The 25,263-nt window shown below is 63.4% G+C and carries 23 protein-coding genes and 1 pseudogene; 15 read left to right on the forward strand and 9 right to left on the reverse strand.

Features of this window, described 5'->3' with window-relative positions:
- Window positions 1-552 precede the first annotated feature (552 nt).
- Entirely contained in the window at window positions 553-1,329 is a 777-nt protein-coding gene (locus tag G6035_RS17255; protein ID WP_176618340.1) for a GntR family transcriptional regulator, read from the forward strand.
- 477 nt (window positions 1,330-1,806) lie between these two features.
- Here the strand turns inward: G6035_RS17255 and G6035_RS17260 are convergent, their stop codons facing one another.
- From G6035_RS17260 to G6035_RS17290, 7 genes are all read right to left on the reverse strand, one after another.
- A complete protein-coding gene (locus tag G6035_RS17260; protein ID WP_176618341.1) occupies window positions 1,807-3,243 on the reverse strand; it encodes an aspartate ammonia-lyase in 1,437 nt (478 codons plus the stop codon).
- Window positions 3,233-4,456 carry a M20 family metallopeptidase gene (locus G6035_RS17265; RefSeq protein WP_371131059.1) on the reverse strand — a complete coding sequence of 408 codons (1,224 nt, stop codon included), beginning with the start codon at window positions 4,454-4,456 and terminating at the stop codon, window positions 3,233-3,235. The genes G6035_RS17260 and G6035_RS17265 overlap by 11 nt, the downstream gene beginning before the upstream one ends.
- Window positions 4,453-5,127 carry a DUF1028 domain-containing protein gene (locus tag G6035_RS17270; RefSeq protein WP_176618342.1) on the reverse strand — a complete coding sequence of 225 codons (675 nt, stop codon included), beginning with the start codon at window positions 5,125-5,127 and terminating at the stop codon, window positions 4,453-4,455. Before G6035_RS17270 ends, G6035_RS17265 begins: the two co-directional genes overlap by 4 nt.
- Before the next feature lie 12 nt (window positions 5,128-5,139).
- Window positions 5,140-5,439, reverse strand: coding sequence for a hypothetical protein (locus G6035_RS17275; RefSeq protein ID WP_176618343.1), 300 nt, complete (start codon window positions 5,437-5,439; stop codon window positions 5,140-5,142).
- Window positions 5,439-6,902 (reverse strand): 4-hydroxyphenylacetate 3-hydroxylase family protein, encoded by a 1,464-nt coding sequence (locus G6035_RS17280; protein WP_176618344.1) that lies wholly within the window; start codon window positions 6,900-6,902, stop codon window positions 5,439-5,441. The genes G6035_RS17275 and G6035_RS17280 overlap by 1 nt, the downstream gene beginning before the upstream one ends.
- On the reverse strand, window positions 6,899-7,501 hold the full coding sequence (locus G6035_RS17285) for a flavin reductase family protein (RefSeq protein ID WP_176618345.1): 603 nt from the start codon (window positions 7,499-7,501) through the stop codon (window positions 6,899-6,901). The genes G6035_RS17280 and G6035_RS17285 overlap by 4 nt, the downstream gene beginning before the upstream one ends.
- 179 nt (window positions 7,502-7,680) lie before the next feature.
- Entirely contained in the window at window positions 7,681-8,598 is a 918-nt protein-coding gene (locus G6035_RS17290; RefSeq protein WP_176618346.1) for a LysR family transcriptional regulator, read from the reverse strand.
- Between the two features lie 107 nt (window positions 8,599-8,705).
- Between G6035_RS17290 and G6035_RS17295 the strand changes: the two genes are divergently transcribed.
- From G6035_RS17295 to G6035_RS17310, 4 genes are all read left to right on the forward strand, one after another.
- On the forward strand, window positions 8,706-9,851 hold the full coding sequence (locus tag G6035_RS17295) for a M20 family metallopeptidase (RefSeq protein WP_176618347.1): 1,146 nt from the start codon (window positions 8,706-8,708) through the stop codon (window positions 9,849-9,851).
- A 49-nt stretch (window positions 9,852-9,900) separates the two neighbouring features.
- Complete coding sequence (locus tag G6035_RS17300) at window positions 9,901-10,776, forward strand: ABC transporter substrate-binding protein (protein WP_176618348.1); 876 nt, start codon at window positions 9,901-9,903, stop codon at window positions 10,774-10,776.
- Window positions 10,777-10,778: 2 nt separating this feature from the next.
- Window positions 10,779-12,341 (forward strand): amino acid ABC transporter permease/ATP-binding protein, encoded by a 1,563-nt coding sequence (locus G6035_RS20425; protein ID WP_176618349.1) that lies wholly within the window; start codon window positions 10,779-10,781, stop codon window positions 12,339-12,341.
- 888 nt (window positions 12,342-13,229) lie between these two features.
- Window positions 13,230-13,829 carry a cadmium resistance transporter gene (locus G6035_RS17310; protein WP_176618350.1) on the forward strand — a complete coding sequence of 200 codons (600 nt, stop codon included), beginning with the start codon at window positions 13,230-13,232 and terminating at the stop codon, window positions 13,827-13,829.
- Window positions 13,830-13,891: 62 nt separating this feature from the next.
- On the opposite strand, the pseudogene G6035_RS20705 reads toward G6035_RS17310, so the two are convergent.
- Window positions 13,892-14,449: pseudogene (locus G6035_RS20705) on the reverse strand (IS5 family transposase); the annotation flags it as partial.
- Between the two features lie 529 nt (window positions 14,450-14,978).
- On the reverse strand, window positions 14,979-15,881 hold the full coding sequence (locus G6035_RS17320) for a LysR substrate-binding domain-containing protein (protein WP_176618352.1): 903 nt from the start codon (window positions 15,879-15,881) through the stop codon (window positions 14,979-14,981).
- A 189-nt stretch (window positions 15,882-16,070) separates the two neighbouring features.
- On the opposite strand from G6035_RS17320, the gene G6035_RS17325 reads away from it, so the two are divergent.
- The 10 genes from G6035_RS17325 to G6035_RS17370 all read left to right on the forward strand — a co-directional run bounded on the left by G6035_RS17325 (window position 16,071) and on the right by G6035_RS17370 (window position 25,225).
- On the forward strand, window positions 16,071-17,348 hold the full coding sequence (locus G6035_RS17325; protein WP_176618353.1) for an NAD(P)/FAD-dependent oxidoreductase: 1,278 nt from the start codon (window positions 16,071-16,073) through the stop codon (window positions 17,346-17,348).
- The gene (locus tag G6035_RS17330) at window positions 17,348-17,770 is read left to right on the forward strand and encodes a RidA family protein (RefSeq protein ID WP_176618354.1); all 423 of its coding nucleotides are present in this window, start codon (window positions 17,348-17,350) and stop codon (window positions 17,768-17,770) included. The genes G6035_RS17325 and G6035_RS17330 overlap by 1 nt, the downstream gene beginning before the upstream one ends.
- Window positions 17,767-18,438: a DUF1028 domain-containing protein gene (locus tag G6035_RS17335; protein ID WP_176618355.1), complete on the forward strand. Its 672-nt coding sequence runs from the start codon at window positions 17,767-17,769 to the stop codon at window positions 18,436-18,438. Before G6035_RS17330 ends, G6035_RS17335 begins: the two co-directional genes overlap by 4 nt.
- Window positions 18,428-19,627, forward strand: coding sequence for a M20 family metallopeptidase (locus G6035_RS17340; protein ID WP_176618356.1), 1,200 nt, complete (start codon window positions 18,428-18,430; stop codon window positions 19,625-19,627). Before G6035_RS17335 ends, G6035_RS17340 begins: the two co-directional genes overlap by 11 nt.
- A gap of 368 nt (window positions 19,628-19,995) precedes the next feature.
- The gene (locus tag G6035_RS17345; protein WP_176618357.1) at window positions 19,996-20,985 is read left to right on the forward strand and encodes a ribokinase; all 990 of its coding nucleotides are present in this window, start codon (window positions 19,996-19,998) and stop codon (window positions 20,983-20,985) included.
- A complete protein-coding gene (locus G6035_RS17350) occupies window positions 20,982-22,034 on the forward strand; it encodes a LacI family DNA-binding transcriptional regulator (protein WP_176618358.1) in 1,053 nt (350 codons plus the stop codon). Before G6035_RS17345 ends, G6035_RS17350 begins: the two co-directional genes overlap by 4 nt.
- Before the next feature lie 63 nt (window positions 22,035-22,097).
- A complete protein-coding gene (locus G6035_RS17355) occupies window positions 22,098-22,772 on the forward strand; it encodes an ECF transporter S component (RefSeq protein WP_176618359.1) in 675 nt (224 codons plus the stop codon).
- Window positions 22,769-23,587 (forward strand): energy-coupling factor transporter transmembrane component T, encoded by an 819-nt coding sequence (locus G6035_RS17360; RefSeq protein ID WP_176618360.1) that lies wholly within the window; start codon window positions 22,769-22,771, stop codon window positions 23,585-23,587. Before G6035_RS17355 ends, G6035_RS17360 begins: the two co-directional genes overlap by 4 nt.
- Entirely contained in the window at window positions 23,587-24,450 is an 864-nt protein-coding gene (locus tag G6035_RS17365; RefSeq protein WP_218063318.1) for an ABC transporter ATP-binding protein, read from the forward strand. Before G6035_RS17360 ends, G6035_RS17365 begins: the two co-directional genes overlap by 1 nt.
- Window positions 24,431-25,225 carry an energy-coupling factor ABC transporter ATP-binding protein gene (locus G6035_RS17370; RefSeq protein ID WP_176618362.1) on the forward strand — a complete coding sequence of 265 codons (795 nt, stop codon included), beginning with the start codon at window positions 24,431-24,433 and terminating at the stop codon, window positions 25,223-25,225. The genes G6035_RS17365 and G6035_RS17370 overlap by 20 nt, the downstream gene beginning before the upstream one ends.
- The last annotated feature ends 38 nt before the right edge of the window (window positions 25,226-25,263 follow it).

Consider the following 25,263-nt stretch of genomic DNA (forward strand, 5'->3'; position numbering starts at 1 on the left):
CTTTGTGATGCCATTTTCCACCATGAAGCGAAGATGCCGGCGCATAGCCTTCGCATCAACCTCTTGGTCGTCGTCGAAGGCCGTGGCGGCAATCGCCGTGATGCCCTTGAACTGATCCTGAAGCTGTCCTAACTGCATTGAAGTCCTCCCATTGGAAAAAGTTGAGGTGGCAGGGACCGGCCTGCTCCGCAGTGGTTCGGATCACAGTCCTGTCCCCGAGACCGACACTAGTTCCCGCCACGGAAATTGGTCTAGAGTCGTTATCTCATCGTTATCACTAATTCTCACATCCATGGCTTACTTATGGCGTTACAGTGGAAAGTGCTCTAGACCAACGGAAACAGGATTTGCTCGCGTCGGAAGATTGCGAGTAGCAAGATCGACCTCAGACCGATCAAGGTAGACAATGAGTTCAAGTCTCAAACAGGGAGTAGGAATGCCGAAGCGAAACAAAGGTAGCCGCAAAGCCACCGCCTTCATCAGAAACCGAACCCGGGCGGCTGCCACCAGCGCAGGTGGCAGCCCGTCCGAAAGGAACCAGCTGGTGGTACGGTGAGCGCCATCGGCGATCTCTCGCTCAACACGACTTCGTCAGAACTTCTTCGGGAGACTGCCGCGCTGCGTAGGCTGCCCAAGTACGCAAAAATCCGGGCGGAACTCGAATCAGAAATCCTGCATAGCCTGCACCCGCGAGATCCGCTACCGTCCGAACGCGAGCTAATGGACCGCTTCAGGGTCAGCCGAATGACCATTCGGCAGGCGATGGACAGCTTGGAAAGCGATGGCCTCATTTACCGAATCCAAGGCTCAGGGACTTTCGTCTCAGGCCGGACCACCATCCGCAAAAGCCCCCGACTAAGCTCGTTCACCGAGGATATGCGTGAACGCGGACACGTCCCGGAGTCACGCACTATCTCGAAGGAAATCACCCTGGCGGACAGCCTAGTCGCTGGCGACCTGGGCCTGCTGCAGGACGCCGTGGTCTTCCGCCTCAAACGGCTGCGCATGGCCGATGGCTCACCGATCGCGGTGGAGGAGACCTACTTCAACAACGACCTTGTCGACGGCCTCATCCACGACGACGTCAGCGGATCCCTGCACGAGCTGCTGGCAGAAAAATACGGCATCGAACTAGACTCCGCGGACCAAAGCGTTTCCGCCATCCGGCTTTCCGACAGCGATGCGCGGCTGCTTGGCGAAACCCCAGGCGCACCCGGCCTCATGGTCTGCAGCGTTGGCATGAACCGCCGCGGAACACCGGTAGAGAAAGCCACCACGATTTACCGGGCCGACAGATTCTCCTTCAACTTCAACATCACCAAACGGTAGCGCACAACCTCGGAAACGTAGACCGAAGCGACTTACCTCCGAAATCCGTGAAGGCCTCGTAAGTCGCCGTTAAGCGGGCCCGCACCTCAGCCTTCATCCAATCCGAGCCGACATTTCCGAAGTATGTACGGCGGACCTAAAAGAGCAGACTACTCGTCCAAAAACAACACCATCCTGTCCATGGCCTCGCACAAGCACGAAATACACCGTCCCCGAATTCCACGATATGGGGCGCAGTAGAGTTCCGGCCGATCGACTAAGCGCGCTCCACATCATGCGGTTTCCAACTCGGATATCGACATGGCCCCAGTAACCCGGTCCGTCGAATGTCTAGATGACAGGGGTTCTTGACACCGGACATGTCGTAAGCCGCACAATCCGCCACCGCTCAGTTCAGCAAAAACGAATCCCCACTTAGCCGAAGACCCACTCAACGAAACCTGAGCAGTCCCCATTCCCGGGACGGTTCAGGCAGGCTCAGCCAGCGGGTGGGGCGGCCCGCAGGCCGGGCGCGGTGAGCAGGTGCGGGGAGCCCAGAACAACGGCCAGCTCGGCGTCGCTCATCAGGTCCTTGTCCCGGACCACGTCCACTATGCGGGCGCCGGTGGCCATGGCCTGCTGGGCCACCTCAGTTGAGGACTTGTAGCCCAGGTACGGGACCAGTGCGGTGACCAACCCGATAGACCGCTCTACATTGGCCAGCAAGGCGGCGGGGTCAGCGGTTATCCCGTCCACACACCGTTCGCCCAGCACGGTGCACGCGGAGCGCAATTCGCCGAGCGAGGAAAACAGGGCCCGTGCCATGACCGGTTCGAATGCGTTGAGCTGCAGTTGGCCGGATTCAGCGGCCATCGTGATGGTGATGTCGTTGCCAACCACGGAGTAGGCCACCTGGTTGACCACCTCAGGGATCACCGGGTTTACCTTGCCCGGCATGATCGAGGAGCCTGCCTGGACGGCGGGCAGTTGGATCTCGCCAAAGCCTGCGCGCGGGCCGGAGGAGAGCAGCCGTAGATCGTTGGCCACCTTGGACAGCTTCACGGCAATGCGTTTGAGCACGCTGTGCAGTTGGACCAACCCTCCCACGTCCTGTGTCGCCTCGATAAGGTCTCCGGCCGGCACGACGCCCACGCCACTGATCCCCGCCAGATTCTCGCACGCCAGCCGGGCATAGTCGATGTGCGAGTTCAGCCCGGTGCCGATGGCAGTGCCGCCGAGGTTGACCTCGCGGATCAGGTTCATCGCCTCGCGCAGCCGCTGCTCGTCCTCTGCCATCATGACAGCGAACGTCCGGAATTCCTGGCCCAGGGTCATCGGTACGGCGTCCTGGAGCTGGGTGCGCCCCATCTTCAAATAGCTCGAAAACTCCACGGCCTTGGCAGCGAAAGATTCCCGAAGCAACGCCATCGCCGCCAGCAGATCCTCCGCGGCGCGGTGCAGTCCCAGCCTTAGCGCCGTCGGGTAGACGTCGTTGGTGCTTTGGCCCAGGTTTACGTGGTCCAGGGGGTGTAGCAGCTCGTACTGGCCGCGGGCTGAGCCCATCAGTTCCAGCGCCCGGTTGGCGATGACCTCGTTGGCGTTCATGTTGGTGGAGGTGCCCGCCCCGCCTTGGACGACGTCAACAATGAATTGGTCGTGGAGTTTGCCGGCGCGGATCTCGCGGCAGGCGGCCACGATCGCGTCGGCGCGTGGACCGTCCAGCAGCCCCAGCTCGTGGTTGGTGGTGGCGGCCGCCTCCTTGACCGCAGCCAGGGCCACCACCAGGTGCGTGTAGTGCCCGATCGAGACGCCGGAAATGGGGAAGTTCAGGCTGGCGCGCACCGTGTGGACGCCGTAGTAGGCCTGCGACGGCACGTCCAGCCAGCCGATCAGATCGTGTTCCCGGCGCGTTCGAGGGCGGATCTCAATGGACATCGGCAGTCTCCATTTCCAGCGGTAGTTCCGGGATTTCCGGTAGGGTCCGGCCGGACTGCCGGCCGATCAGCCGAGCGCGCAGTGTGTCGCTTTCGGCCAGGTCGATGCAGGTATGTGCCATGGCCTTGGCCGCGTCGACGATAGCGCTGTCCGCGGCGGCCGTAATGGCGGCGGCGGCGAATTCCTTCTGGTGGTTAACCGCTGGCAGCGATCCGATACCGATGTACGGGTGGATGGCTGGAAGTATCTGGGACACATTGCCCATGTCGGTGGACGCGCGATTCATTCGCATGTCCGGCCCGGATGTGGTGAACGTCCGGCCCAGCGCCGTGGCGTTGGCGACGTAGAGTTCCAGCATCGCTTCGTCGGTGGCGAATTCGGCGTATTGCTTGCTCTCTGCCTCGATTTCCAGCTCGCAGCCGGTGGACAGTGCGCCGGCCTCGAAGCAGCGACGTACCTTTTCCTCCAGCACTGACAGCTCGGCCAGCGAGCCGGCCCGCACGTACCAGCGGCCCTCCGTCACTTCGGGGATGGCGTTGGGCGCCTCTCCCCCGCTGGTGACCACGCCGTGGATGCGGACCCCGGATTCGAGCTGCTGGCGCAGTAACCCGATGGCCACCTGCGCCACGGTGAAGGCATCCGCTGCATTGACCCCGTGCTCGGGATAGGCAGCGGCGTGGCTGGCCTTGCCCCGGTAGCGGATCTTGCTGTGCGAGACGGCGTACGGCTCGGCCCGGGCCACATCCAGTGGGCCCGGGTGGACCATCATGACCGCGTGCACGCCGTCGAACGCACCACCTTCCAGCAACTCGATCTTGCCGCCGCCACCCTCCTCGGCCGGCGTGCCGAAGACGGTGAGCGTGATGCCCAGTGCGTCCACCACCGGGGCCAGCGCGGCGGCCGCACCCACGGCAGCCGCAGCGATGATGTTATGCCCGCACGCATGCCCCAACCCGGGCAGGGCATCGTATTCGGCGCAGAGGCCCAGATGCAGGCTGCCGTTGCCCACCGTGGCGGCAAACGCCGTCGGCAGTCCGCAGAGGTTCCTCTCCACCGTGAACCCCACCCCGGCCAGTTCGGCGGCCACCCAGGCCGAGGCGTGGGTCTCCTGCCAGGCGACCTCCGGATGGGCATGGATCCGGTGCGAGAGCGCCCGCAGGCGCCCCGCAAGGGCGTCGACGCGCGCGCCGACAATGTCCTTGAAGTTGTTCACAAGTCCCCCGGAACACCGTAGCTGGGGGCCGTCCCTGGCCTGACTGCGCGGGTGTAGTAGTCCATCTTCTGCGGCTGCCACAGTGTCCAGAGCTGCACCAACTTGGCAATGGGGTCCTTCTCGTCCCAGTCCACGCGCAGGTCCGTGACGGCCCAAGCTGCCTGGCCGACGACGACGAGTCCCGCCGAATGCTGAGGGCCCTCCTCGCCGCCGGCGTCGCGCCCGGCTGCCAGGCCTGCCAGCAGCCGGTCCTCAAAGGCGCCGGCCGCCGAGCTGTAGCCGGCCAGAATGGCATCCACGACCTCCGGTGAGGCGAGCAGGTTTCCGGCGGCCACGGCGCCGTCGCCCTCCACCGTCCGGTGAGTGCCGAGCGTCGCGGAACCGCTGAAGGAGGCGGTGCCACCGTGCGCGTCCACGACGCTGAGCTGGCGGTAGTCGACGTCCGGTGTGCCGGCCACCAGCTTGGCCATCGCCTCGTCCGCCGGGGTGCCGGCCTCGAGGAGGTCCAGCAGCTGCGAGCCCAGTCCGGGATCGGTGATGTTCTGCGAGGCGGCACCGCCCACGCCCTGGCGCAGGTGAACACAACGGGCGGCAACGGCAGGCGAGGACGAGGTGACCACCATGCCGAAGGCACCCGTCTGCGTGTCGTGGGCTACAAGGGAAAACGTCATCAAAACTCCTAGTTAGTTCGCCGCAGCGGCGATGGTGGTGGCGGAAGTGGTGGGCAGGGCTGCGGCATCGGCGCCTGCCAGCCATTCGGTACGGGACAGGGCACCGGCCCCGGACCCTGTGGACACCGGGAAGATGCCCTTGAGCCACTTGCCCATGGCCCGGTGGACGGATTGCCGGGCGTCCGGATCCTGGCCCATCTGGCCGCGCAGATGGATGACGCCGCTGGCCGCGGCCGGGCAAAGGTCATTGTCCACGTCCCGAGCCGGGTATGTTTCCTTCGTGTTGAAGGGCGTGATCCTGGTGTGATCCATCAGTCCGGCACCCCGCCAACGATCTTGTCAGAGAGCCCCGCGGAGGCCTTGACCAGTCCCAGCGGACCGTCGAAGTCGAAGTTGCGGTAGACGGCGCCCAGCTGGGCGAAGGGCGGGGACTGGGCAAAGAGCTGGAACGTTAGCCGGTGTCCGGCGTAGTCGCTGTTGAGCAGGTCGCGGGCGAAGGAGAGCAGTTTGCGGCGGTCCTCGGAGACCCAGTTGTCGTTGATCGAGTAGAACTTCTCCAGCCACGGCCCCACCTCCGGGTCGCCGAAGGTGGCAGCGTCCGGGGTGATGCAGATCTGACCGCCGCACAGCTCGCGGGCAATGTGCATCATCGCCGGCAGCTGCGACAGGGCCGTCACACGGCCGGCGTAGAGGAGGGACTGGTTGGGCATGAGAAGCCCGCCCGGACTGGTTTCGGCGTTGGCGATGGCGGCCGTGAGGTGGGCGTTGATGCCCTCGCGGTAGCAGGCCAGCTGCGCCAGCTTCTCCTGGACGGCCTGCTGCTTTTCCAGCCCTGTCTGCTTGACGTTCCACAGCGCGGCACCGATCATCAGATCGGCCAGGTGGAGGGTGCGCTGGACAAAAGGGAAGGCGCTGTAGCGGTGCAAGGTGGAACGGATGAACGCGGCGGCCTTGGTGTGCCGGTAGAAGAGCACGTCTTCCCAGGGGATCTCGACATCGTCGAACACGACCAATGATTCCACCTCGTCCACCCGGTTGGCGAGCGGATAGTCATCCGCAGGCCCTTTGCCGGCAAAGCCGGTGCGGGAGATGAACTTCAGCCCCGGCGTGCCCATGTCCATGACGAAACCGACCGCGTAGGCGGAGAGCTCGCTGTTGCCCCAGTTGGCGATCGTCGGCTTGGTGAACGCCTGGTTGGAATAGGCCGCCGCCGTCTCGTACTTGGCGCCGCGGACCACAATGCCGCTATCCGTCTCGCGGACCACATGGAGGAGCATGTCCGGGTCCTGGTCCTGCGGGGCCTTTGAACGGTCGCCCTTGGGGTCGGTGTTGGCCGAGACATGGAAGGGGTCGGCCGTGATGGACTTGGCAATGTGGCGTCGGATGTTCTCCGAGAACCGAGGGTCCACCTCGTTGAGGACGTCCTGGCCGTCGAAAAGGGACCACATTTCTCCGATGGTCTCGTCCCCGACGCGGGTGACCACGCCGCCGGCCTCGCGCTGCACCAGGTCCACCGCGGCCCGCTTATCGTGCCAGTCCTGCTGTGTTGTGGGCAGCCGGTTGGCGATGGCGTTCAGTTCACCGTTTTCCTCATTGGCGTACGTCATGACCTTCTGGGTGGCGTCCTCGTGGGCCAAGTCGTAGATCCGGGCACGGACGTCGACAATCGGTTTGAACATCGGGTGGGTGGTGACGTCGGCCACTTTTTCCCCGTCAATCCAAACCTTGCGGCCGTCGCGGATGGACTGGCGGTATTCATCTCCGGTGCGGATCATTTGGCGTTCTCCTTAGTGTTCTTGCGGTAGGTGGGCCCAGAGCCGGGGTAGTCGTCAAACACCGATGGCAGGACGGGGAGGGGCTTGGCATAGGTCTGGGCGCTGTAGATCAGCGGCTCCCCGCCGTGCGTTTCGATGTCGGCGACGAGGCCGATGTAGATCCGGTGGGTGCCGGCCTCCACCATCTGGTGGATGGTGCAGTCGAAGCTGGCGACGGCATCGCGGATGCGCGGCGCCCCGGAGGGTGCCGGCACCCATTCGCCGCAGGTGAAGTCCCATGGCTCCTTGCCAGGCCAGGGGCGGCCGGCGAAGGTGTCGGCAACATGGTCATGATGGCTGCCGAGGACGTTGACCGTGAAGGTGCCATTGGCCTGGATGGCCTCGTTGATGGGACTGCGGCTGTTGATGCACACCAGCACCAGGCGGGGGTCCACGGAGACGGAGCACATGGCGCTCACCGTCTGGGCGAACCGGCCCGTGGCGCCGTCGGTGGCCACTACTGTGACGCCGGTGGCCACCGAGCCCATCGCGGCGATGAACGGATCGTAGGGTCGGGCGGTGGGGGCGTCCGCGGAGGTTCTATTGGCTGAAACAGTCATCGTGTGCTCCTTTGTCCTGTTGCGGAGTTGGTCTGCAATCAGTATTGGGAGCGGCCCGGATATGTGTCCAACATAACTTTCAGAGCATTGCCTTCGATTTTTTAGAACCCTCGCCGACGTCGGCAACATTACGGCATGGATACCAGGGTTGCGCGGGGTGCGAGCGGACGGAAGGCTGACTACGCCCCGGCGCCCAGCGAGGTCCGGCACTGGTCGATGAAGGCCACAGCCCGTCGGGTCAGCCGCACGCCACTGAGGTGCACCGCTGCAACGTTCAGACCGGGCATTTCACCGGTCAGCGGCCGCGTGACGAACCCCAAACCCTCGTAGCTCATGTTGATGTTGGTCCGCTGACTCAGAATCGAATAGCCCAGCCCGCGCGCCACCAGCGCTCTGACCATTTCAAAGCTGGTGGTGCGGTATTTGATGTTGGGGGCCAGGATTTCATCGGAAAAAAAGCTGAGGAAATAATCCCCGCCCGGCGGCAGGTCGAACAGGATCAACGGCAGCGGGGCCAGCTCCTTGAGTGAAAGCGTCTCGCGGCTCGCCAGGGGATGACGCTCGGGCAGGATCACGTACGGCGGCGTGGGGACCACCACGGTCACGGCCATGTCCCTGGCAAAACGGCTGCTGCCCGCGTCATATTCGTAAAGAAGGGCCAGATCCAAGGTGCCGTTCCGCAGCTGTTCCGTCAGCTGGGTTTGCGATCCCTCAATAAAACTCAAGTCCACGCCCGGGTGCGATGCGGTGAAGTCTGCAATGACCCGTGGCAGCAGGATGGGCGCGAGAGTGGAGTAGCAACCCACCACCAGCTTGCCGGAGAGGGACTGGCTGGACTCCCGGGCCGAATTTCTCAGGTCCTCCATACCTGCCACCAGCCGACGCGCATCGGTCAGGACCTGCTGCCCCGCATTGGTCAGCGCGAGGCCGCGCGGGTGCCGGATAAAGATCTGCACACCGAGCGCCTCCTCCAGGTCCGTCAACGCCGTCGAAACGGCCGATTGGGAAAGGTAGACGCGTGCCGCGGCGGCGGTGACACTTCCCGTTTCCGCGGCCGCGATCAGGTACTCCAGTTGACGCAAGCTGACGTTAGACATCGGTTAAAGCGAAACCCTTCTTCGATTACATCTGTTTTACATGAAGTGTGATCCGCTGCATAGTCGATCACATCCCCATCGCAGTCGCCAGTCCCAAGGAGAAGACCATGACCGATCCCGACCTTCAGCTTTTGTTCGACACCCTCGCCATCGATTCGACGTGGGGGCTTGAACGGCAGCTGGCCGAATTCATGGCCGAGCAGATGCGCTCATGGGGCCTGGACGACGTCGAACTGGTTGATTCCATGCCCGGCCGACCCAGCGTTGGCGGGCGGATCCGCGGTACAGGAGGCGGAAAATCACTGATCCTCAACGGGCACTTGGACATCTACGAAACATCACCGGATTGGACGAAGAATCCGTTCCTTCCGGAGGTTGAAGATGGCCGCGTGTATGGTGCCGGCATAGCTGACATGAAGGCAGCGACGACAGCGGCACTGGCGGTCATGCGCCGCATCGCCACCTCCGCTGAAAGGCCGCGCGGGGACGTCATATTTCAGGGGGTCTCGTGTCATTTTGAGGGCGGCGTTGGCACCCGCTCGCTTTTGGACGCCGGTTTCACGGCCGATGCCGCCATCTGCGGCGAACCAACCGACAACACCATTGGCACTGTGCACCGTGGCGCCGCCTACCTGAAAATCACCACGTTCGGAAAGCAGGCCCACACTTCAGCCAAGGCGATGGGCTTGAATGCCATCGAGACCATGGAACCAATCCTGGCCGCGATGCGGGAGCTTGAAGGCACCATGCCCTACACCCCGCACCGGGACCTTCCGGGCGGGCCCAACCTGAACATTGGCACTATCCATGGCGGCACCAAGCACAACCAGGTTCCTGACCGTTGCGAAATGACGTGCGACATCCGGCTGCTGCCCTCCCAAGACCCCTACGACGTCAAACTGCAAGTGGAGCAGATGATCAGCAACCTCAAAGCCGTGGACCCGCGAATCCAGGCCACCGTCGAGTTCAGTGACCACTGGCTCAGCGGGCCACGCCTCCCCTACGAGATCGACCGTTCCTCCGACATTTCCACCACCGTTGCCGCCGCCGTACGGGCGACGGGAACCGAACCGGTGTATCAGGGCATCCAGTTCTGGACAGACATGGTTCCGCTGAAGCAATACGGCATCCCCGCCGTCAACGTAGGACCCGGCACCCCTCCGTTCAGCTGGGCCGACGAATGGGTGGAACTGGGCAAATACCGGCAAATCATTGATGTCTACGCCACTGCCGTCAAGCTCTGGTGCAAATAGGCGCCTTGCGCTTCAACTAAACGCTCTCCGTGAAAGGAACGTTGTTCCCATGAAAAACCGCAAACGAATCGCCGCCCTCACAGTTGCCGCCCTGGCCGCAGCTCTTGCCCTCTCCGCCTGCGGAAGTGCAAGCTCCCCAGGCACCGGAGCCAACGACGTCGCCAAGGTAGCCACCGTCAAGACCCTGACCCCCGGCGTCCTGGCCGTGGGCAGCGACCTGACCTACCCGCCCTACGACACGCTCAACGGCAACGCACCGGCAGGCTTCGACGTCGACTTCATGAACGCCATGGCCACCGAACTGGGCGTAAAGACCAACTTCATCAACACCCGATTCGCCCAGGTGGTGGCCGGCATCCAGGCCAACCGCTACGACGTGATCGCCTCGACACTGTACGTTTCCACGGCCCGGTCCAAGCAGGTGGATTTTGTCCCCTACTTTGACACGGGCAATTCGATTCTGGTGGCCGCCGGCCAGCCGGCCCTGGCCACAGCCCAGAGCCTATGCGGCAAGACAGTGGGCGTCGTGACGGCGACGGTGATTGCCACCATCCTGCCTGGCAGCGAAAGCGACAAGTGCAAGGCCAACGGCAAGCAGCCCATCACCGTCAAGCAGTACCCCACCGATCCCGAGGCCACCCAGGCCTTGCTGGCCCACCAGGTGGACGCCCAGATGACCGATGCCGCGGTGGCCAAAACCGTGGTCGGGAAGACCAATGGCGCGGTGGCGATGACCAGCACCAAGCTGATCTACCCGGTGGCCGTGGGGCTGGCCGTGCGGAAGGGCAACACCCAACTGGCCAACGGCCTGACCGCCGGCCTGGCAGCGATGAAGGCCAGCGGAGCCTATGCCAAGCTCCTCAAGCAGTACAACCTGGATCCCGTTGACCCGGCTGTCCTGGCGCAGTCGTTGGCCCAGGGGTAACCATGAAATTCAACTGGGAGTACACATTCTCGCTATTCCTTGACCCGAACCTGTGGAAGGCCGCCGGGCTGGTGGTTGTCCTCAGCGTACTGGCCTGGGTGATCTCCAATGTCGCCGGCATCGGGCTGGCGCTGATGAAGGAGTCCCGATCCAGGCTGCTCTCCACGGTGGCACGGGGGTATGTCTGGCTGTTCCGCAGTCTGCCCCTGCTGGTGCTGCTGGTGTTCGCCTACAACATTCCGCAGGTGTTCCCGGCGACGTCCGTGGTGCTCGGCTCCTCCTTTTCCTCCGCGCTGATCGCCCTGGTGCTCAGCGAGTCCGCGTACATGGCGGAGATCCACCGCGGCGGGCTGATGTCAGTATCCATCGAACAGCGCGAGGCCGCCAGGGCGCTGGGCCTGCCCTATGGGAAGGTCCAGCTGCACATCGTCGTCCCGCAGGCGTTCCGGATCGCCCTGCCGGCGCTGGGTAACGAATTCGTCTCCATCGTGAAGCTGACCTCCCTGGCCAGCGTCATCTCACTCCAGGAGATCCTGTTGGTGGGTCAGCAGCTGTACACGCAGAACTTCATGGTGCTCGAAACCCTGCTCTCAGTGGCCGTGTTCTACGTCATGCTAGTGACGGTGTTTGACCAGCTGCGGGCGTTGCTGGAGCGCAAATTGGACGTCAACCGGCGCCGCCCGGCGCTGCAAAGCGAACCGGAATGCATCGAGCGTCGGGTTGCCCGCGGCCGGGAACGGCGCGCACACTCCGGCGAGAAGCTGGTGCACGCCCAGGGCGTTACCAAATCGTTCCATGGAAACCAGGTCCTCAAGGGCGTGGATGTCGATGTGCACGCCGGCGAAGTGGTGGTGGTTATTGGGCCTTCCGGTTCCGGCAAGACCACGCTGGTGCGCACGCTGAACCACCTCGAGCCGGCCGACGGTGGCGTGATCGAGGTCAATGGCCAGCTGCTTGGCCACCGGTACAACGCCCAAGGGCGGATCGAGGCCCTCTCCGACAAAGACATCTCGCTCCAGCGCCGCAACGTGGGCATGGTGTTCCAGCGGTTCAATCTCTTCCCGCACAAGACCGTTCTGGAAAACGTGACGTTGGCGCCTGTCCAGCTGCGGCGGATGTCCGGCACTGAGGCCGAGAATTTCGGAATGGATCTGCTGGCAAAGGTGGGCATGTCCGCCCATGCCAAGAAGTACCCGCACCAGCTTTCCGGTGGACAGCAGCAGCGCGTGGCCATCGCCCGGGCCTTGGCCATGAAACCGTCGGTGATGCTCTTTGACGAGCCAACCTCGGCCCTTGACCCGGAATTGGTTCAGGAGGTGCTCTCCGTCATCGCCGACCTGGCGCGGGAGGGCATCACCATGGTGATCGTCACCCACGAAATGAAGCTGGCTCGCGATGTGGCGGACTGGGTGGTCTTCATGGAAGACGGCGCCGTAGGCCAACAAGGTCCGCCGGAATCGCTCTTCGGCGCCAACGCCGATCCCCGCATCAAGCGGTTTGTCCAGACCGTCTCCGATGCCCCCATCATCACGGAAACTCCCGCCGTGGCGGGCCTTATGCCATAGACCCCAACGCAAAAGTGCTCGGGCGAAAAAATAACCGGCCGAGCACTTTTGCGTGCGAAGCCACGTCGCGACCACGGTTGGATTTAGCTGCTCTCAAGCCACGTCGGGCGCGGGAGCGAATGTGGCACCTCCGAGGGCGGTGAACGCAGGGAAGCGCAGCAAATGCCTTGCCTCGGTCACTTCCAGGGTCCGGGTGTTGGCCAGAACGTGGAGCCCTCGTGGTTCGTGCCGTAGCGCATTTTCGCGTCGTTAGCCCCATCCGGCTGCGCCTGCGACGACGACAACCGGGACCAGTATCGCTGCCCCCGACACTTCTCTCCCGTCAACGTAGCGAGGCACGACATGTCCCACAAGGTCGCCATGACCGCATCCAGCTGGCGGGATGCATCCACAACCGCCCGCAGCACAATGAGGCCGCGGCTTGTAGTCCACAGCCCAGCTGCCGGCGGGGCATCGTGGTGACTGCCCGACACCGGGCTCGAGTCCCATGCCGAAGTGTGCTCCAGTCACGACGGTGGCGTGCCGGGGCGCGTCGGCGCTTCGGTGGGCGGGGTCCCCGGACGGGCGAGCGTGCGAAGCCACTGAATGCTGCGGCGTCGGGGGCAACTTTGGCTTCGAAGCCAACCACTACGACATCTCCTTGAAGGTCGCCGAGCTAGCACTCACTCACCCCTGCCCCGGCAAAAACACATAACGAAAATCCGGTGCTTGCAGACGGCTTCAGCTACGTTAGACAGGTCAAACAGCTGAACCCCGACAGCAAAAGCCTTCACCTCGCCGAACTCGTAGACCAACACGTCGTGCTGCCTTGGAGATGCCGCGTGCCCTGGAAGGGTATTTGCCGACTTCCCGGGCGATGGTGTTGAACACGGTTAGGATAGACAGAGCATGGATGTGATCGGAACATTACTGACCGCGGCCGGGGCATTCGCCGCCACCAATCTGGATGCTCTCGTGGTGCTCGCAATCCTCTTCCTCTCGCACCGGGCCGCCGAAGTTCCCAAGACGTGGAAAATCTGGGCCGGACAATATCTGGGGCTGGGCGCTATTGTGGCTGTTTCGATTCTGGCCGCACTGGGACTGGCGGCCGTCCCCCTCCAATGGGTCGGCCTGCTCGGGCTCGTACCCGTCACGCTGGGAGTGCGTGGTTTGGTGCGCATTGCCCAGGCGGACACCGGGCGGGCCCCCGCTGCCGCGGCATCTCTGGCTTCCGTAGCCGCCATGACTCTAGCGAATGGCGGCGATAACGTCGCCGTCTACGTGCCGCTGTTCCGTGGAATGGATGAGCAGTCTGGGCTGTTGACAGTGGTGGCGTTTGCCGCGCTCGTCGCGGTGTGGTGCACCGCAGCCTCCTGGCTGACGACGCACCCGAAGGTCATTGACGCCCTCGGCCGCTGGGGGCACTGGGCAGTCCCCGTTCTCTATATGGCCGTCGGTGCCGCCATCATGGCCCGGTCGGGTGTTTTCAGCCTGCTAATGCCAGGCTGACAGAAAACTTGCGGAGCGTCACGGTTGTAGCTGTTGGTGAGGAATGGCGGTTTTCTTCAGCCTCAAGTGGCGGCTCCGGGCCCTGCCGACCCCCTGGTCGAGGGACGGTGACCGTGTTGATGACGCGTTCGAACATGCGTGAGTGCGAACCTTGGCCCGGGCTGGCCGAGGATGAATGCCAGGGGCCTGCCCTTGCCATCGCAGGCGTGGTGGATCTTCGTGGTCAACCCACCCCGGGAACGGGCCACGGCGTGGTCAACAGGCACAAGCCACGGTTTCTTCTCATTCGACGGATCCCCTGTGGAGCGCGGAAGATTTGTCCCGTGCTGGTGGGCGCGGTTGATCGTGGAGTCCACCGAAACAGTCCACTCACTGCCCCCGGTGGCTTCAGCCTCGGCGAGCAGCATCTGATTGATGCGATGCCATGTCCCGTCCGCAGCGAACCGACGGTGGCGCTTCCACACTGTCTGCCACATTCCGAACTGCCCGGGCATCTCCTGCCAAGCGATCCCACACCGGAACCGGTAAGCGATGCCTTCCACAACCTGGCCGTGGTTGCGGAACGAGCGCCCTCGCCGGCCATCGGAACCCGGCAAAAACGGCTCAACCCGGGCACACTGATCATCCGTAAAAAGCCTGGAAACGCGACACCCTCCAAGTCAATCAAGCAGCGACCACCCTACTTAGGAGAGTCACGCCCTAGACGCATCGCCCCCTGGTTCCACCGGCACAATAATCGAAAAATGGAACGTGCGGACCAACTCGCCGCACACACCAGCGGCCCCGCCGTTCATGCTCTCAACGAAGCAGTCGCAAACCGCATATCATCGCCAACTCGATTACCACCCTGATACCAATTTCCAGCGGGACACCGGAAAGGGATTTCTCTGATCCTGGCCTCGCGCACGAAAGCGATCATGCACCGCCCCGGACAGCCTCGGCTGTCCCTTTATCGACGCCGACAACATCGACCCAGCGATGAACACGCCAAAGTGGCGGACGGAGCGCGTCTCGGAGACGAGGACCGATGGCTCCAGCTGGAGGACGCCACGTCACCAATTCATTCCGTATCCACGGACACTGTGGACGCCTAAGATTCACCGGCCATGCCCGAGCCAGGGCTTTGTCGTGGACAGCTTCCTCTCGGCACTACCCACGTGCGGCAACCTGACCACGCAGGGTCCCGATCACCGCGCGCATCCGCGGCGTAACCCGCTGCGTGCGGACGTGCGCCAGCACGGTGTCCAGGGTGGGCACCGGGTCCTTGATCGCAACCATGGCCACCGTGCCACCGTCGTACGTCATGTCGTGTTGCGGGCGTTGGTGCAGGATCGAATATCCGTGCCCGTTGGCCACGAACGTGCGCACCGTTTCGTAGCTTGCGGAGCGAAAGCGGGCCGTCGGGGCAAGACCGGCCACTCCCAGGATCGAGAACATCAAATCGCGCGTGTGCGGCAGGTCCAGCAGAATGAAGGGCTCGTTCGCGAGGCTGGCCAGGGACAGCCCGTCGCGCCCGGCCAACCGGTGCCCGGGTGGCAGCGCCACGTAGGGGCGGGAGGTATCGACGACGGTTGTGGCGATGCCCTCGGGAAGGCCCATGTCGTAGCTCAGTGCCAGGTCGACCCGGCCGCTGAGGAGGGCGGCCGAACATCCTGCGGCGTCGGCTTCAATCACTTCCACCTCCAACAGTGGGTGTTGGTCGCTTAGCTTGGCCAGCAGGCCCGGCAGCAGAAACGGCGCCAGGGTGCTGAAGCATGCCAGGCGCAAACGCCCGGCCACGCTTTGCTGCTCCACGCGCGCATGGTCGACCACCTCCTCCAGATGTCCGAGCACTGCCTGGGCGTCCAAGAGGAACAACTCCCCGGCCGGCGTCAACACCAGTCCCTTGGAGCGCTGCCGGATGAAAAACTGGGTGCCAATATGCCGCTCCAACTGGGCCACTGCAGCCGACACCGCGGACTGAGCAACGTTCAGGCGCTCCGCGGCCCCGGTCATGGACAGCCGGGCGGCCGCCTCCACGAAATAGCGCAGCTGGGTAAGGGTCACATCCATTTTCCAAGCCTAATCGATAGATCTGATTTTCAGATGTATTTCGTCAGAAAAGACTGTTGGACAGATGCACTTGATGTTGTCAGGCTTGGGAAAACAAACGACCCCGTACGGAATCCCAGCACGGACGTGCCAGGACGCCATGCGAGCCAAGCGGCAATGTGGCCCATTGCCAAGAAATAGGAGACAGTCATGCCAAGCCAGAAGGTTGAGGTCCTCATCATAGGTGCCGGACAGGCCGGGATCGCAATGAGCGAACACCTGGGCGAACGCGGCATACAGCATCTCATCCTGGAGCGGCACCGGATCGCAGAACGGTGGCGCTCAGAGCGGTGGGACTCCCTGGTGGCCAATGGTCCCGCCTGGCATGACCGCTTTCCGGGTCTGGAGTTCAGCGGCATGGAACCGGAGGGTTTCGCCTCGAAGGAACAGGTCGCGGACTACTTCGTCACCTACGCGGAGAAGATTGCCGCGCCGATCCGCTGCGGGGTCGAAGTGACCTCGGTGCGCAGGAACGTCGGTGCACCCGGCTTCCACGTCGAGACGACGGTCGGAGACTTCGACGCACGGTACGTCGTCGCTGCGACGGGACCGTTCCAGCAGCCCGTAGTCCCCGCCGTCGTTCCCGAAGCTGCGGGGCTCGTGCAAATCCACTCCAGTTCCTACCGCAACCCGGCTCAACTTTCTGAGGGCGCCGTTCTCGTTGTCGGGGCAGGGTCGTCCGGCGTGCAGATTGCCGCTGAAATCCAGCGCTCCGGCCGGCAGGTCTATCTCTCCGTCGGACCGCATGACCGGCCCCCGCGGAGCTACCGCGGGCTGGACTTCTGCTGGTGGCTCGGCGTGCTCGGCAAGTGGGAGGCCTCTGCTCCCCCTCTGGGCGCGGACCATGTCACGATCGCGGTGAGCGGGGCGGACGGCGGTCGTACCGTGGACTTCCGTGCCCTCGCCGAGGACGGCATCCGGCTCGTCGGACGGACTGAATCCTTCGAGAACGGAACCATGCACTTCGCCGCGGATCTCCGCGACAACATCGTGAACGGCGACGCCCACTACCTGGAATTGCTCGACGAGGCCGACGCGTATATCGAGCGCAACGGCCTCGACTTTCCGGAGGAACCTGAGGCCCGCATTGTGCGGCCCGACCCGGCGAGCGTTACCGACCCCATCCCGGCCCTCGACCTCGCCGGAGCCGGGGTGGCCTCGATCGTCTGGGCAACCGGCTTCACGGCCGACTACAGCTGGCTCCAAGTCGACGCGTTCGACGAACTCGGGAAGGTACGCCAGCAACGGGGGGTGTCCTCCGAGCCGGGCGTCTACTTCCTTGGACTTCCATGGCAGTCGCGCCGGGGGTCAAGCTTCATTTGGGGGGTATGGCACGACGCAAAATATGTCGCAGACCAAATCGAAATCCAGCGGGGCTACCTCACCCAAAACGACCAGGCCGCTCGCGTGGCGATCGGAGCGTTCTGATGACGAAACATACACGCATCCGAAAATTCAACACCAAGGATACTTACCCGGAACAGAACCTGGACAACGACCTGTGCCAGGCGGTGGTGGCCAACGGCGTGGTCTACCTTCGCGGCCAGATCGGCCAGGACCTGGACACCCGCGAGTCCGTGGGCGTCGGCGATGTTGAGGCGCAGACCGAAAAGGCCATGGCCAACATCCAGATGCTGTTGGAGGAAGCCGGCGGCACGTTGGAGGACATCGTGAAAGTCACGGTGTACCTGATCGACCCGCGCTACCGGGAGACCGTGTACCGCACCATGGGCCGCTGGCTCAAGGGCGTGTTCCCCGTCTCGACGGGGCTGGTCGTCAGTGCGCTGGCCCGGCCCGAATGGGTAGTGGAGATCGACGCGACCGCCGTCCTGAGCAGCGGTGCAGCATGACGCTCAGCATCGCCAGCACCGACGGCGCCGGCCGCTTCGGCCTGGCCGTCACCTCCTCCTCCCCCGCCGTGGCAGCCCGCTGCACCCATCTGCGCGACGGGGTGGGCGCAGTCAGCTCGCAGAACATTACCGATCCGCGCCTCGGCACAGAACTGCTGGACGCCATGGAAGCGGGGGCCCCGGCGGGCGCGGCGCTGGCAAGGCTGACGGCGCAGGAACCGGGCATCGACTACCGGCAGATCGTGGTGCTCGACGCCGCCGGCGGATCCGCCGTTTTCAGCGGTGCGCACACACTCGGCACCTTCAGCGAAGGGACGGGACGGAACTGCGCAGCCGCCGGCAACATGCTGAGCGACGAAGCCGTCCCCCAGGCCATGTGCGACGCGTTCGCGGCTGCCACCGGTGAACTCGAGACACGGCTCCTGGCGGCGCTGCGCGCCGGCCTGGGCGCCGGCGGCGAGGCCGGGCCGGTCCATTCGGCCGGACTGTCCGTGACTTCGGGCCACGGCTGGCGCGACACGGACCTGCGTGTCGACTGGCGCGACGACCCGGTCGGCGAGCTCGGCACCGTCCTTGACCTGTGGCTGCCGCAACGCGAGGCATACGTGGTGCGGGGCCTGGACCCGGCCGCCTCCGTTGGTTATGGAGTTGCCGGCGATGACCGCTGAGACGGACAATGGCGCCCCGCGGCCCGGCAGCCCATCGCACAACCTCGCCCGTGATCGGGTGCTCGAACTGGTCGCGGAAGAGCTTCCCTCCCTGATCGAGTTTTCCGAGCGGCTGCATGCCAACCCGGAACTCGGCTGGGCAGAACATCAAGCCAGTGCATGGACGGCCAGCCTGCTAGAGTCCCACGGCTTTACCGTGGAACGGAACTACCTCGGCCTAAGCACCGCCGTGCGGGCGGCTTTTGGTAACGGCTCCCGCAGGGTCGGGCTCATGGCCGAATACGACGCGCTGCCCGGACTCGGCCACGCGTGCGGCCACAACATGATCGCCGCCACCTCTGTCGGCGCCGCCGTCGTGCTTTCAGACTTCGCCAGGAACCACGCACTGACCATCGAACTGTACGGCACGCCGGCCGAAGAGGGTGGCGGCGGCAAGATCGAGCTAATGAAGCGAGGCGCGTTCGCCGGCCTGGACCTGGCCATGATGGCACATCCGAGTCCGGTGGACTCAGCGGAGGCGCAACCGTTCGCCGTGGCCCATCACCACGTGGAGTATCGGGGCAAGTCTGCACACGCCGGCGCCTACCCGGACAAAGGCGTCAACGCCAATGATGCATTCCTCGTCGCCCAGGTGGCGCTTGGCCTGCTGCGCCAACAGCTGCCCGCAGGCACGCGCGTCCACGGCATCCAGACACTGGGCGGGCAGGCACCCAACGCGATCCCGGACCATACGGAGGGCCGCTGGTATGTGCGCGCCGAGACGCTGGCCGAACTGGGCCCGCTCGACCAACGTGTGCGCCGCTGCTTCCAGGCGGGTGCCCTCGCCACCGGCGCCGAACTGACCATCACCCCGGAGTCCGAGCCATATTCGGAGTTCCGCACCGATGAACGGGCCTTGTCACTGTACAAAAAACACGCCGAATCCCTGGGCCGCCGCTTCGATGCCCCGACCGGGCAAGCCACCATGAACAGGGCGTCCACGGACATGGGCAACGTATCCCAGCTGGTACCAGCCATCCACCCGTACATCGGGCTGGGCTGCTTCCCCGCCGCCAACCACCAACCCGACTTCGCCGCCCACTGCATCGGCGACGCTGCCAACCGGGCCATCCACGACGGCGCGTCGGCCCTGGCATTGACGGCGCTGGACTATTTCGCCCCACCAGGGAGCACCCACCATGGCCCCTGACTTTCGAATCGAAACGGCACGGCCCGACGGCAGTGACAACCCGCCCGGCACCCACACGGGACATCCCCGGCATGCTCGGCCCCCGTCCACCCCGCAGCCCCCAGCCGTCCACCGTCGAGGGCTGGTGGAATTGACGTACTGCATCGATCCCAGCCGCCTTCCTTCAGAACCAGTCGATATTCAGACCGCGACGTAACAAAAGACAATTGCCTCGTAACAATAACGATGCTTTGACAATAACCTTTCGTTTTATTTAGTGTGTTCCATAACACATTCTACGCGCGTAGACAATCCCTGTAGAACAAAAGGAAACCCCCTCTATTTTATTAATGGGGAAACTCGATGGAGAGAGTGATTTGAATATTTCGATGACCACGGAGGCGCCGGATGGAATCGCCGTCATCCTGGGGTCCGTCAACGTCGACACATTCATTTATGTTGATGATTTCCCCGCACCGGGCGAGACCATCCTGGCCGGGCGTGGCGAGGTGGGGTTGGGTGGCAAGGGTGCCAACCAGGCCGTGGCTGCCTCGCTGTTGGGGACTCGGGTCGACTTTATTGGCAGGGTTGGCGACGACGGTTTCGCGGACTACGTCCGCCAGCAATTCGATGCCTTTGGAATCGATGGACAGGCCCTGGCAGCATCCACAGCGAGTCCGACCGGGGCCGCGTACATCACCGTCAATGCACAGGGCGAAAACACCATTTGCGTCGTTTCCGGGGCCAACGTCGAGATTGAGACCACGGATGTCGAAAACCTTGTGGAGCGGTCCGCCGCGTCTGCTCAGGGCCGGGAACTCATTGCGTTGGCCCAGGGCGAGACTGCGGGTGCGCTGACGGATGCGTTCGCGCGCGAATGCCGTTCCCGTGGCATAAGGTTCGTGCTGAATCTGGCGCCGTTCCTCCGTCTGGACGACGACACTATGCGGCTCGCTGATCCCCTGATCGTCAACGAAGGTGAAGCCGGACAATTGCTGGAGTCTGTCTTCGGGCAGACGGATCCGCTGGACAGCGTGGAGAGCGCCAAATCGGCGGCCAAACTGTTGGCGGAACGGCTTTGCCCCTCAGTGGTCATTACGCTCGGTGCAGACGGTGCCGTGGCAGCTGGGAACGGGGAATGCTGGCACCAACCGGCACCTGTCCCGAAAAAGGTCGTGGACACGACCGGCGCCGGCGACGCCTTTGTTGGCGCTGTCGTGTCAGTTTTGGCCAGGGGCGACTCGCTGCGTGAGGCGGTCCGTTGGGGAGTAGCTGCCGGTTCCATCGCCGTCGAGCGTCGCGGCACAACGCTCGCCTACCCCACGCTCGCCCAGTTGGAGCAGTCCCTGCCCACCGCCACTTTTGTCGGTGCGCGGTGACGGGGACCAGATCGGGCAGGGCAACGAGGGAAGACGTTGCCCGGCACGCCGGCACGTCGGTCGCCGTCGTTAGTTATGTTGTCAATGGCGGTCCGCGACCTGTTTCGGCGGCCACCCGCGAACGCGTCCTGGCAGCAATCGACTCGGTTGGCTACTCCCCCAACGGAATTGCCCAAGCCCTGGCTTCCGGGGTGAGTGGCGCGTACGGGCTCATCGTCCCGGACATCTCCAACCCCTTCTTTGCTGCATTGGCGCATGAACTCGAAGAGGCAGTGGCCGCCCAGGACAAGGTGCTTTTGCTGGGTGATTCGGCCGAGAACAAGGTCCGTGAGAAGACATTGTTAAATTTGTTTCTGCAACGTCAGATTGATGGAATCCTCTTTATTGGCGTCGACAGCGATCCCGACGTGAGTGAGGCCGTCAGGGCGGGGGTCCAACCCGTCATCTTGGACCGGGTGGACCGCCAGGCACTCGTTTCTTCGGTCGCCGTGGACAACGTCGCCGGCGCCCATGCCGCCACCACCCACCTGATACAGCACGGCTACACGCGGATTGGGATCGTCGCCGGCCCACAAAACCTTTTCACGGCCACGGACCGCACCCTCGGATGGGAAACCGCCATGGCAGCGGCCCGTCTGGAGATCGAACCGATGTGGCGGCTGGAGGCGACGTTTTCCCGCCAAGGGGGGCGGGCAGCGGGGCGCAGGTTGTTCGCCCTCCCCCAGCTGCCCGAAGCGGTTTTTGCCTCCAACGAACGACAAGCCATCGGGTTGTTGGCGGCGGCCGCCGAATTCGGGATCCGCGTACCGGAAGACCTGGCCATCATCACCTTCGACGGCACGGACGACTCTGAATACGCGGTCCCGGCGATTTCAACCGTCGTCCAGCCGCTCAAGGAAATCGCCAAGGTGGCCGTCAACCTGCTCGCAAGGGATCCGGGGCACCCCGTTGTCCGGCACGAGTGTGATTTCACACTCCGCCTAAGGCCGTCGTGCGGCCCCCACCCAACCGAAACCGTTCCGGCCCAAAAAAATGTTCAAGGCCCATAAAACATCTGAAAACAACTGGCCGCCCAACGCGGCATTTCCACATAAAAAATCGGAGGAATAGAAATGAAACATAAAAAAGGATTTTCCGCCCTGATGCGCAGCTACGGCCGCCTGACCATTTTCATGATCCCCATCGGCATCGCCACCAACTTTATTGGCGGCCAGATCGCCATCCTTCTCAAGCTCCCCATGTATCTGGACAGCATCGGCACCATTTTGGTCGGCGCACTCTGCGGTGGACTGCCCGGAGCCCTGGTTGGAACGATCTCCAACCTCATCAACTCCATCACCTCCCCCACGCTGGCACCGTACGCCACGTTGAGCATCCTTTTCGGGTTTCTGGCCGGTTGGCTGTCCAAGCATGGCGTGTTTAAGAGCCTCTGGAAGACCTTGCTGGCTTCGATCCCGTTCGCCCTGATCGGAAGCATCCTCGGCGGCCTCATCACCATCTGGGTCTTCGGCGGTCTCGGCGGCAGCGGTGGCGCCCTCATTGTCGGCGCCCTGGTCGCAGCCGGCATGGACCTGAATGCGGCCGTCTTCACAGCCGCAATCCCCATGGACTTCCTGGACAAGATCCCCACCGTGCTCGTGGTGTTCCTGATTCTCAAGCGCATCCCCACCCGCCTCTTCGTGAAGCTGCCGCTGGGCTACGTATACCTCAACAAGGCCAAGACCACATCCACCACTTCCGCGGTCAACCCGGTTGACGACGAAGACGATGAATTGGCACTTGGATGATGGGCTCCTCAACCGTTCACGAACTGGACCAGGACTTCATCAACAGCTTCCGGTCTCCGGCCACCGCCGGCAACCGGATTCGGGATCTCAATCCCATCAGCTTTGCCATCATCATGCTTTCCTGTTCAGTGACAGCCATAGCACTACCGGGCCCGGCCGGGCCGGCAGCAATCTGCCTGCTGTTCGCCGTCTTGTCGGTGGCAGCGGGCCTGGCCAAGACGTTCTTGCCGCTCTACGGAAAACTGTTCGCCGTCGTCGGGCTCATCCTCTTCGTCCTCCGCGCCGCCTTTCTGCCAGGTAATCACATCTTGTGGACCGTAGGGCCCATCTCCATCAGTGCCGAAGGCATCATCCAAGGTCTAAATTTCTCACTTGTCGTGATGGCCGTCTGCGGGGCCGTGACCTTCTTCTTCGCCGTCACACCCATGAAAAACCTGATGCTGGCCCTGGAACAGCGCGGCGTTACCCCGCGCGCCACGTACATCATTTTGGCGTCCTTCCAAGCAATTACCGACTTGGGCAAGAACACCAAAGTGGTCATGGATGCCCAGAAGTCCCGGGGCATCGAAACCGAGGGCGGGATGGTTCGCCGAACCACCGCCTTCCTTCCCATCCTGGCGCCCGTCTTCCTGGCAGCCATGAGCCAGACGGAAGAACGCGCCTTGGCCTTGGATGCCCGGGCGTTCAACTCCCGGAACCGGCATTCACACCTCGTCAGCCTCCGGCCCGTAAGCTCCGCCGAAATCATTGTCGTCTGCGCGGTTGCCCTCGGCGCGGTCCTTTCAATTGTTGGAGCGGTATTCATATGGAACTAGTGTCACTTCGCAACGTCGGCTTCACCTATGCGTACGGCGACAAACCGGCGCTCACCGACATCTCCCTCACCATCGAACCCGGCCTCCTTTACGGCGTCGTTGGTCTCAACGCCAGCGGCAAGAGCACCCTGTGCAGCGTCATTCGCGGCATCATCCCCCACTTCCACCATGGAGAACTCACAGGTGAAGTCAGGATCATGGGCAAGGACCTCCTGGACTGGGACCCGGCCGAACTGTCGAAATCAATCGGCTACGTCTTCCAAAACCCGTTTACCCAGATCAGCGGAGTCAAGGAAACCGTATTTGAAGAAATCGCACTGGGCCTGGAAAATCTGGGCATCGAGCGGGAAGAGATGATCGAACGGGTGACCGTCGTCGTGCGCGAGCTCGGCCTCGAGGCCCTGATCCGCAAAAACCCGAACGAGCTCTCCGGCGGCCAGCGGCAAAAAGTCGCCTTCGCCTCCATCATCGCCATGGACGCCGACTTCATCATCATCGACGAGCCCACTTCACAACTGGACCCCGACGCGTCGGAAGCGGTTTTTGGCATCATCCGCCAACTCAAGGAACGCGGAAAATCGATCATCCTCGTCGAACACAAGATCGACCTCATGGCCGAGTACGCCGACCGCATCATTGTCATGAAGGGCGGCCAGGTTGTCATGGAAGGCCCAGCGCGTGACGTACTCGTATCGGACGGCCTTGGCGACGCAGGTGTACCATACCCGGAAGTCACCGAATTGGCGTTCGCCCTGGCCAGGGCCGGCAAACCCCTGAGCTCGGTCCCCATCACCCGCGCCGAAGCCGCACAACTGGTCTCGGATCGAATCAAGGAGGCTCCCCATGCCCATAGTGCTCTCTGACGCGTCATTCTCCTACCCCGACGGCTCCCTGGCCGTGGACTCCGTCAGCCTGCGAATCAACGACGGCGAACGCGTGGCCATCGTCGGCCAAAACGGTGCCGGCAAGACAACCACGGTGAAGATGATGAACGGGCTCCTGAAACCGAGCACCGGATCAGTCCTGGTCGACGGCGTCGCCACCACGGAGCGCACCACGGCAACCACGGCGCGCAGCGTCGGCTACGTATTCCAAAACCCGGACGACCAAATCTTTGGCAGCGATGTCCAGGGCGAGCTGGAATATATGCCTAAATACCTCAAATGGGATCAGGAAAAGACCGAGGCAAGGGTCGCACGGGCCGCCAAGATGACGGGAATCCGCCGGTTCCTGAAGGTCAATCCAAACGACCTGCCATTCGCCATCAAGAAGTTCGTCGCCATCAGCGCCATCCTCGTCGGGGACTGCAAATACGTAATCCTCGACGAACCGACCGCCGGGCTCGACGGGCGCGGCCTGAAGTTGCTCAATCGGCTGATGGACGAGCTGGAAGCAGAAGGAGTCGCCGTCATCGCCATCACCCATGACATGCGCTTTGTCGTCGATTCGTTCACCCGTGTCGTTGCCATGGCAAACCGAAAGATCATTGCGGACGGCGGCTGCACGGAAGTCTTCGGCAACGACGAAGTCCTCTCAGAGGCCAAGTTGAAGCGTCCCGAAGTCCCCCAACTCGCGCGCGACCTCGGCCTGAGCACTACCGCACTCCACCTGGACGACGTCGTCACACTAATCGGCTAGGGCTCAGGACCGGTAACGCCCACCCCCGCGGCACCGAC

This window comes from Arthrobacter sp. SDTb3-6 (assembly GCF_013376095.1).
Lineage (GTDB): Bacteria > Actinomycetota > Actinomycetes > Actinomycetales > Micrococcaceae > Specibacter.

What these genes read in the sequence shown, in the direction of transcription:
- G6035_RS17335 (WP_176618355.1), top strand. Translation starts at nt 17,767, where the DNA reads ATGACGCTCAGCATCGCCAGCACCGACGGCGCCGGCCGCTTCGGCCTG.
- G6035_RS17285 (WP_176618345.1), bottom strand. Translation starts at nt 7,501, where the DNA reads ATGACTGTTTCAGCCAATAGAACCTCCGCGGACGCCCCCACCGCCCGA.
- G6035_RS17290 (WP_176618346.1), bottom strand. Translation starts at nt 8,598, where the DNA reads ATGTCTAACGTCAGCTTGCGTCAACTGGAGTACCTGATCGCGGCCGCG.
- G6035_RS17270 (WP_176618342.1), bottom strand. Translation starts at nt 5,127, where the DNA reads ATGACGTTTTCCCTTGTAGCCCACGACACGCAGACGGGTGCCTTCGGC.
- G6035_RS17300 (WP_176618348.1), top strand. Translation starts at nt 9,901, where the DNA reads ATGAAAAACCGCAAACGAATCGCCGCCCTCACAGTTGCCGCCCTGGCC.
- G6035_RS17360 (WP_176618360.1), top strand. Translation starts at nt 22,769, where the DNA reads ATGATGGGCTCCTCAACCGTTCACGAACTGGACCAGGACTTCATCAAC.
- G6035_RS17320 (WP_176618352.1), bottom strand. Translation starts at nt 15,881, where the DNA reads ATGGATGTGACCCTTACCCAGCTGCGCTATTTCGTGGAGGCGGCCGCC.
- G6035_RS17345 (WP_176618357.1), top strand. Translation starts at nt 19,996, where the DNA reads ATGACCACGGAGGCGCCGGATGGAATCGCCGTCATCCTGGGGTCCGTC.
- G6035_RS17275 (WP_176618343.1), bottom strand. Translation starts at nt 5,439, where the DNA reads ATGGATCACACCAGGATCACGCCCTTCAACACGAAGGAAACATACCCG.
- G6035_RS17310 (WP_176618350.1), top strand. Translation starts at nt 13,230, where the DNA reads ATGGATGTGATCGGAACATTACTGACCGCGGCCGGGGCATTCGCCGCC.
- G6035_RS17340 (WP_176618356.1), top strand. Translation starts at nt 18,428, where the DNA reads ATGACCGCTGAGACGGACAATGGCGCCCCGCGGCCCGGCAGCCCATCG.
- G6035_RS17280 (WP_176618344.1), bottom strand. Translation starts at nt 6,902, where the DNA reads ATGATCCGCACCGGAGATGAATACCGCCAGTCCATCCGCGACGGCCGC.
- G6035_RS17355 (WP_176618359.1), top strand. Translation starts at nt 22,098, where the DNA reads ATGAAACATAAAAAAGGATTTTCCGCCCTGATGCGCAGCTACGGCCGC.
- G6035_RS20425 (WP_176618349.1), top strand. Translation starts at nt 10,779, where the DNA reads ATGAAATTCAACTGGGAGTACACATTCTCGCTATTCCTTGACCCGAAC.
- G6035_RS17370 (WP_176618362.1), top strand. Translation starts at nt 24,431, where the DNA reads ATGCCCATAGTGCTCTCTGACGCGTCATTCTCCTACCCCGACGGCTCC.
- G6035_RS17295 (WP_176618347.1), top strand. Translation starts at nt 8,706, where the DNA reads ATGACCGATCCCGACCTTCAGCTTTTGTTCGACACCCTCGCCATCGAT.
- G6035_RS17260 (WP_176618341.1), bottom strand. Translation starts at nt 3,243, where the DNA reads ATGTCCATTGAGATCCGCCCTCGAACGCGCCGGGAACACGATCTGATC.
- G6035_RS17330 (WP_176618354.1), top strand. Translation starts at nt 17,348, where the DNA reads ATGACGAAACATACACGCATCCGAAAATTCAACACCAAGGATACTTAC.
- G6035_RS17325 (WP_176618353.1), top strand. Translation starts at nt 16,071, where the DNA reads ATGCCAAGCCAGAAGGTTGAGGTCCTCATCATAGGTGCCGGACAGGCC.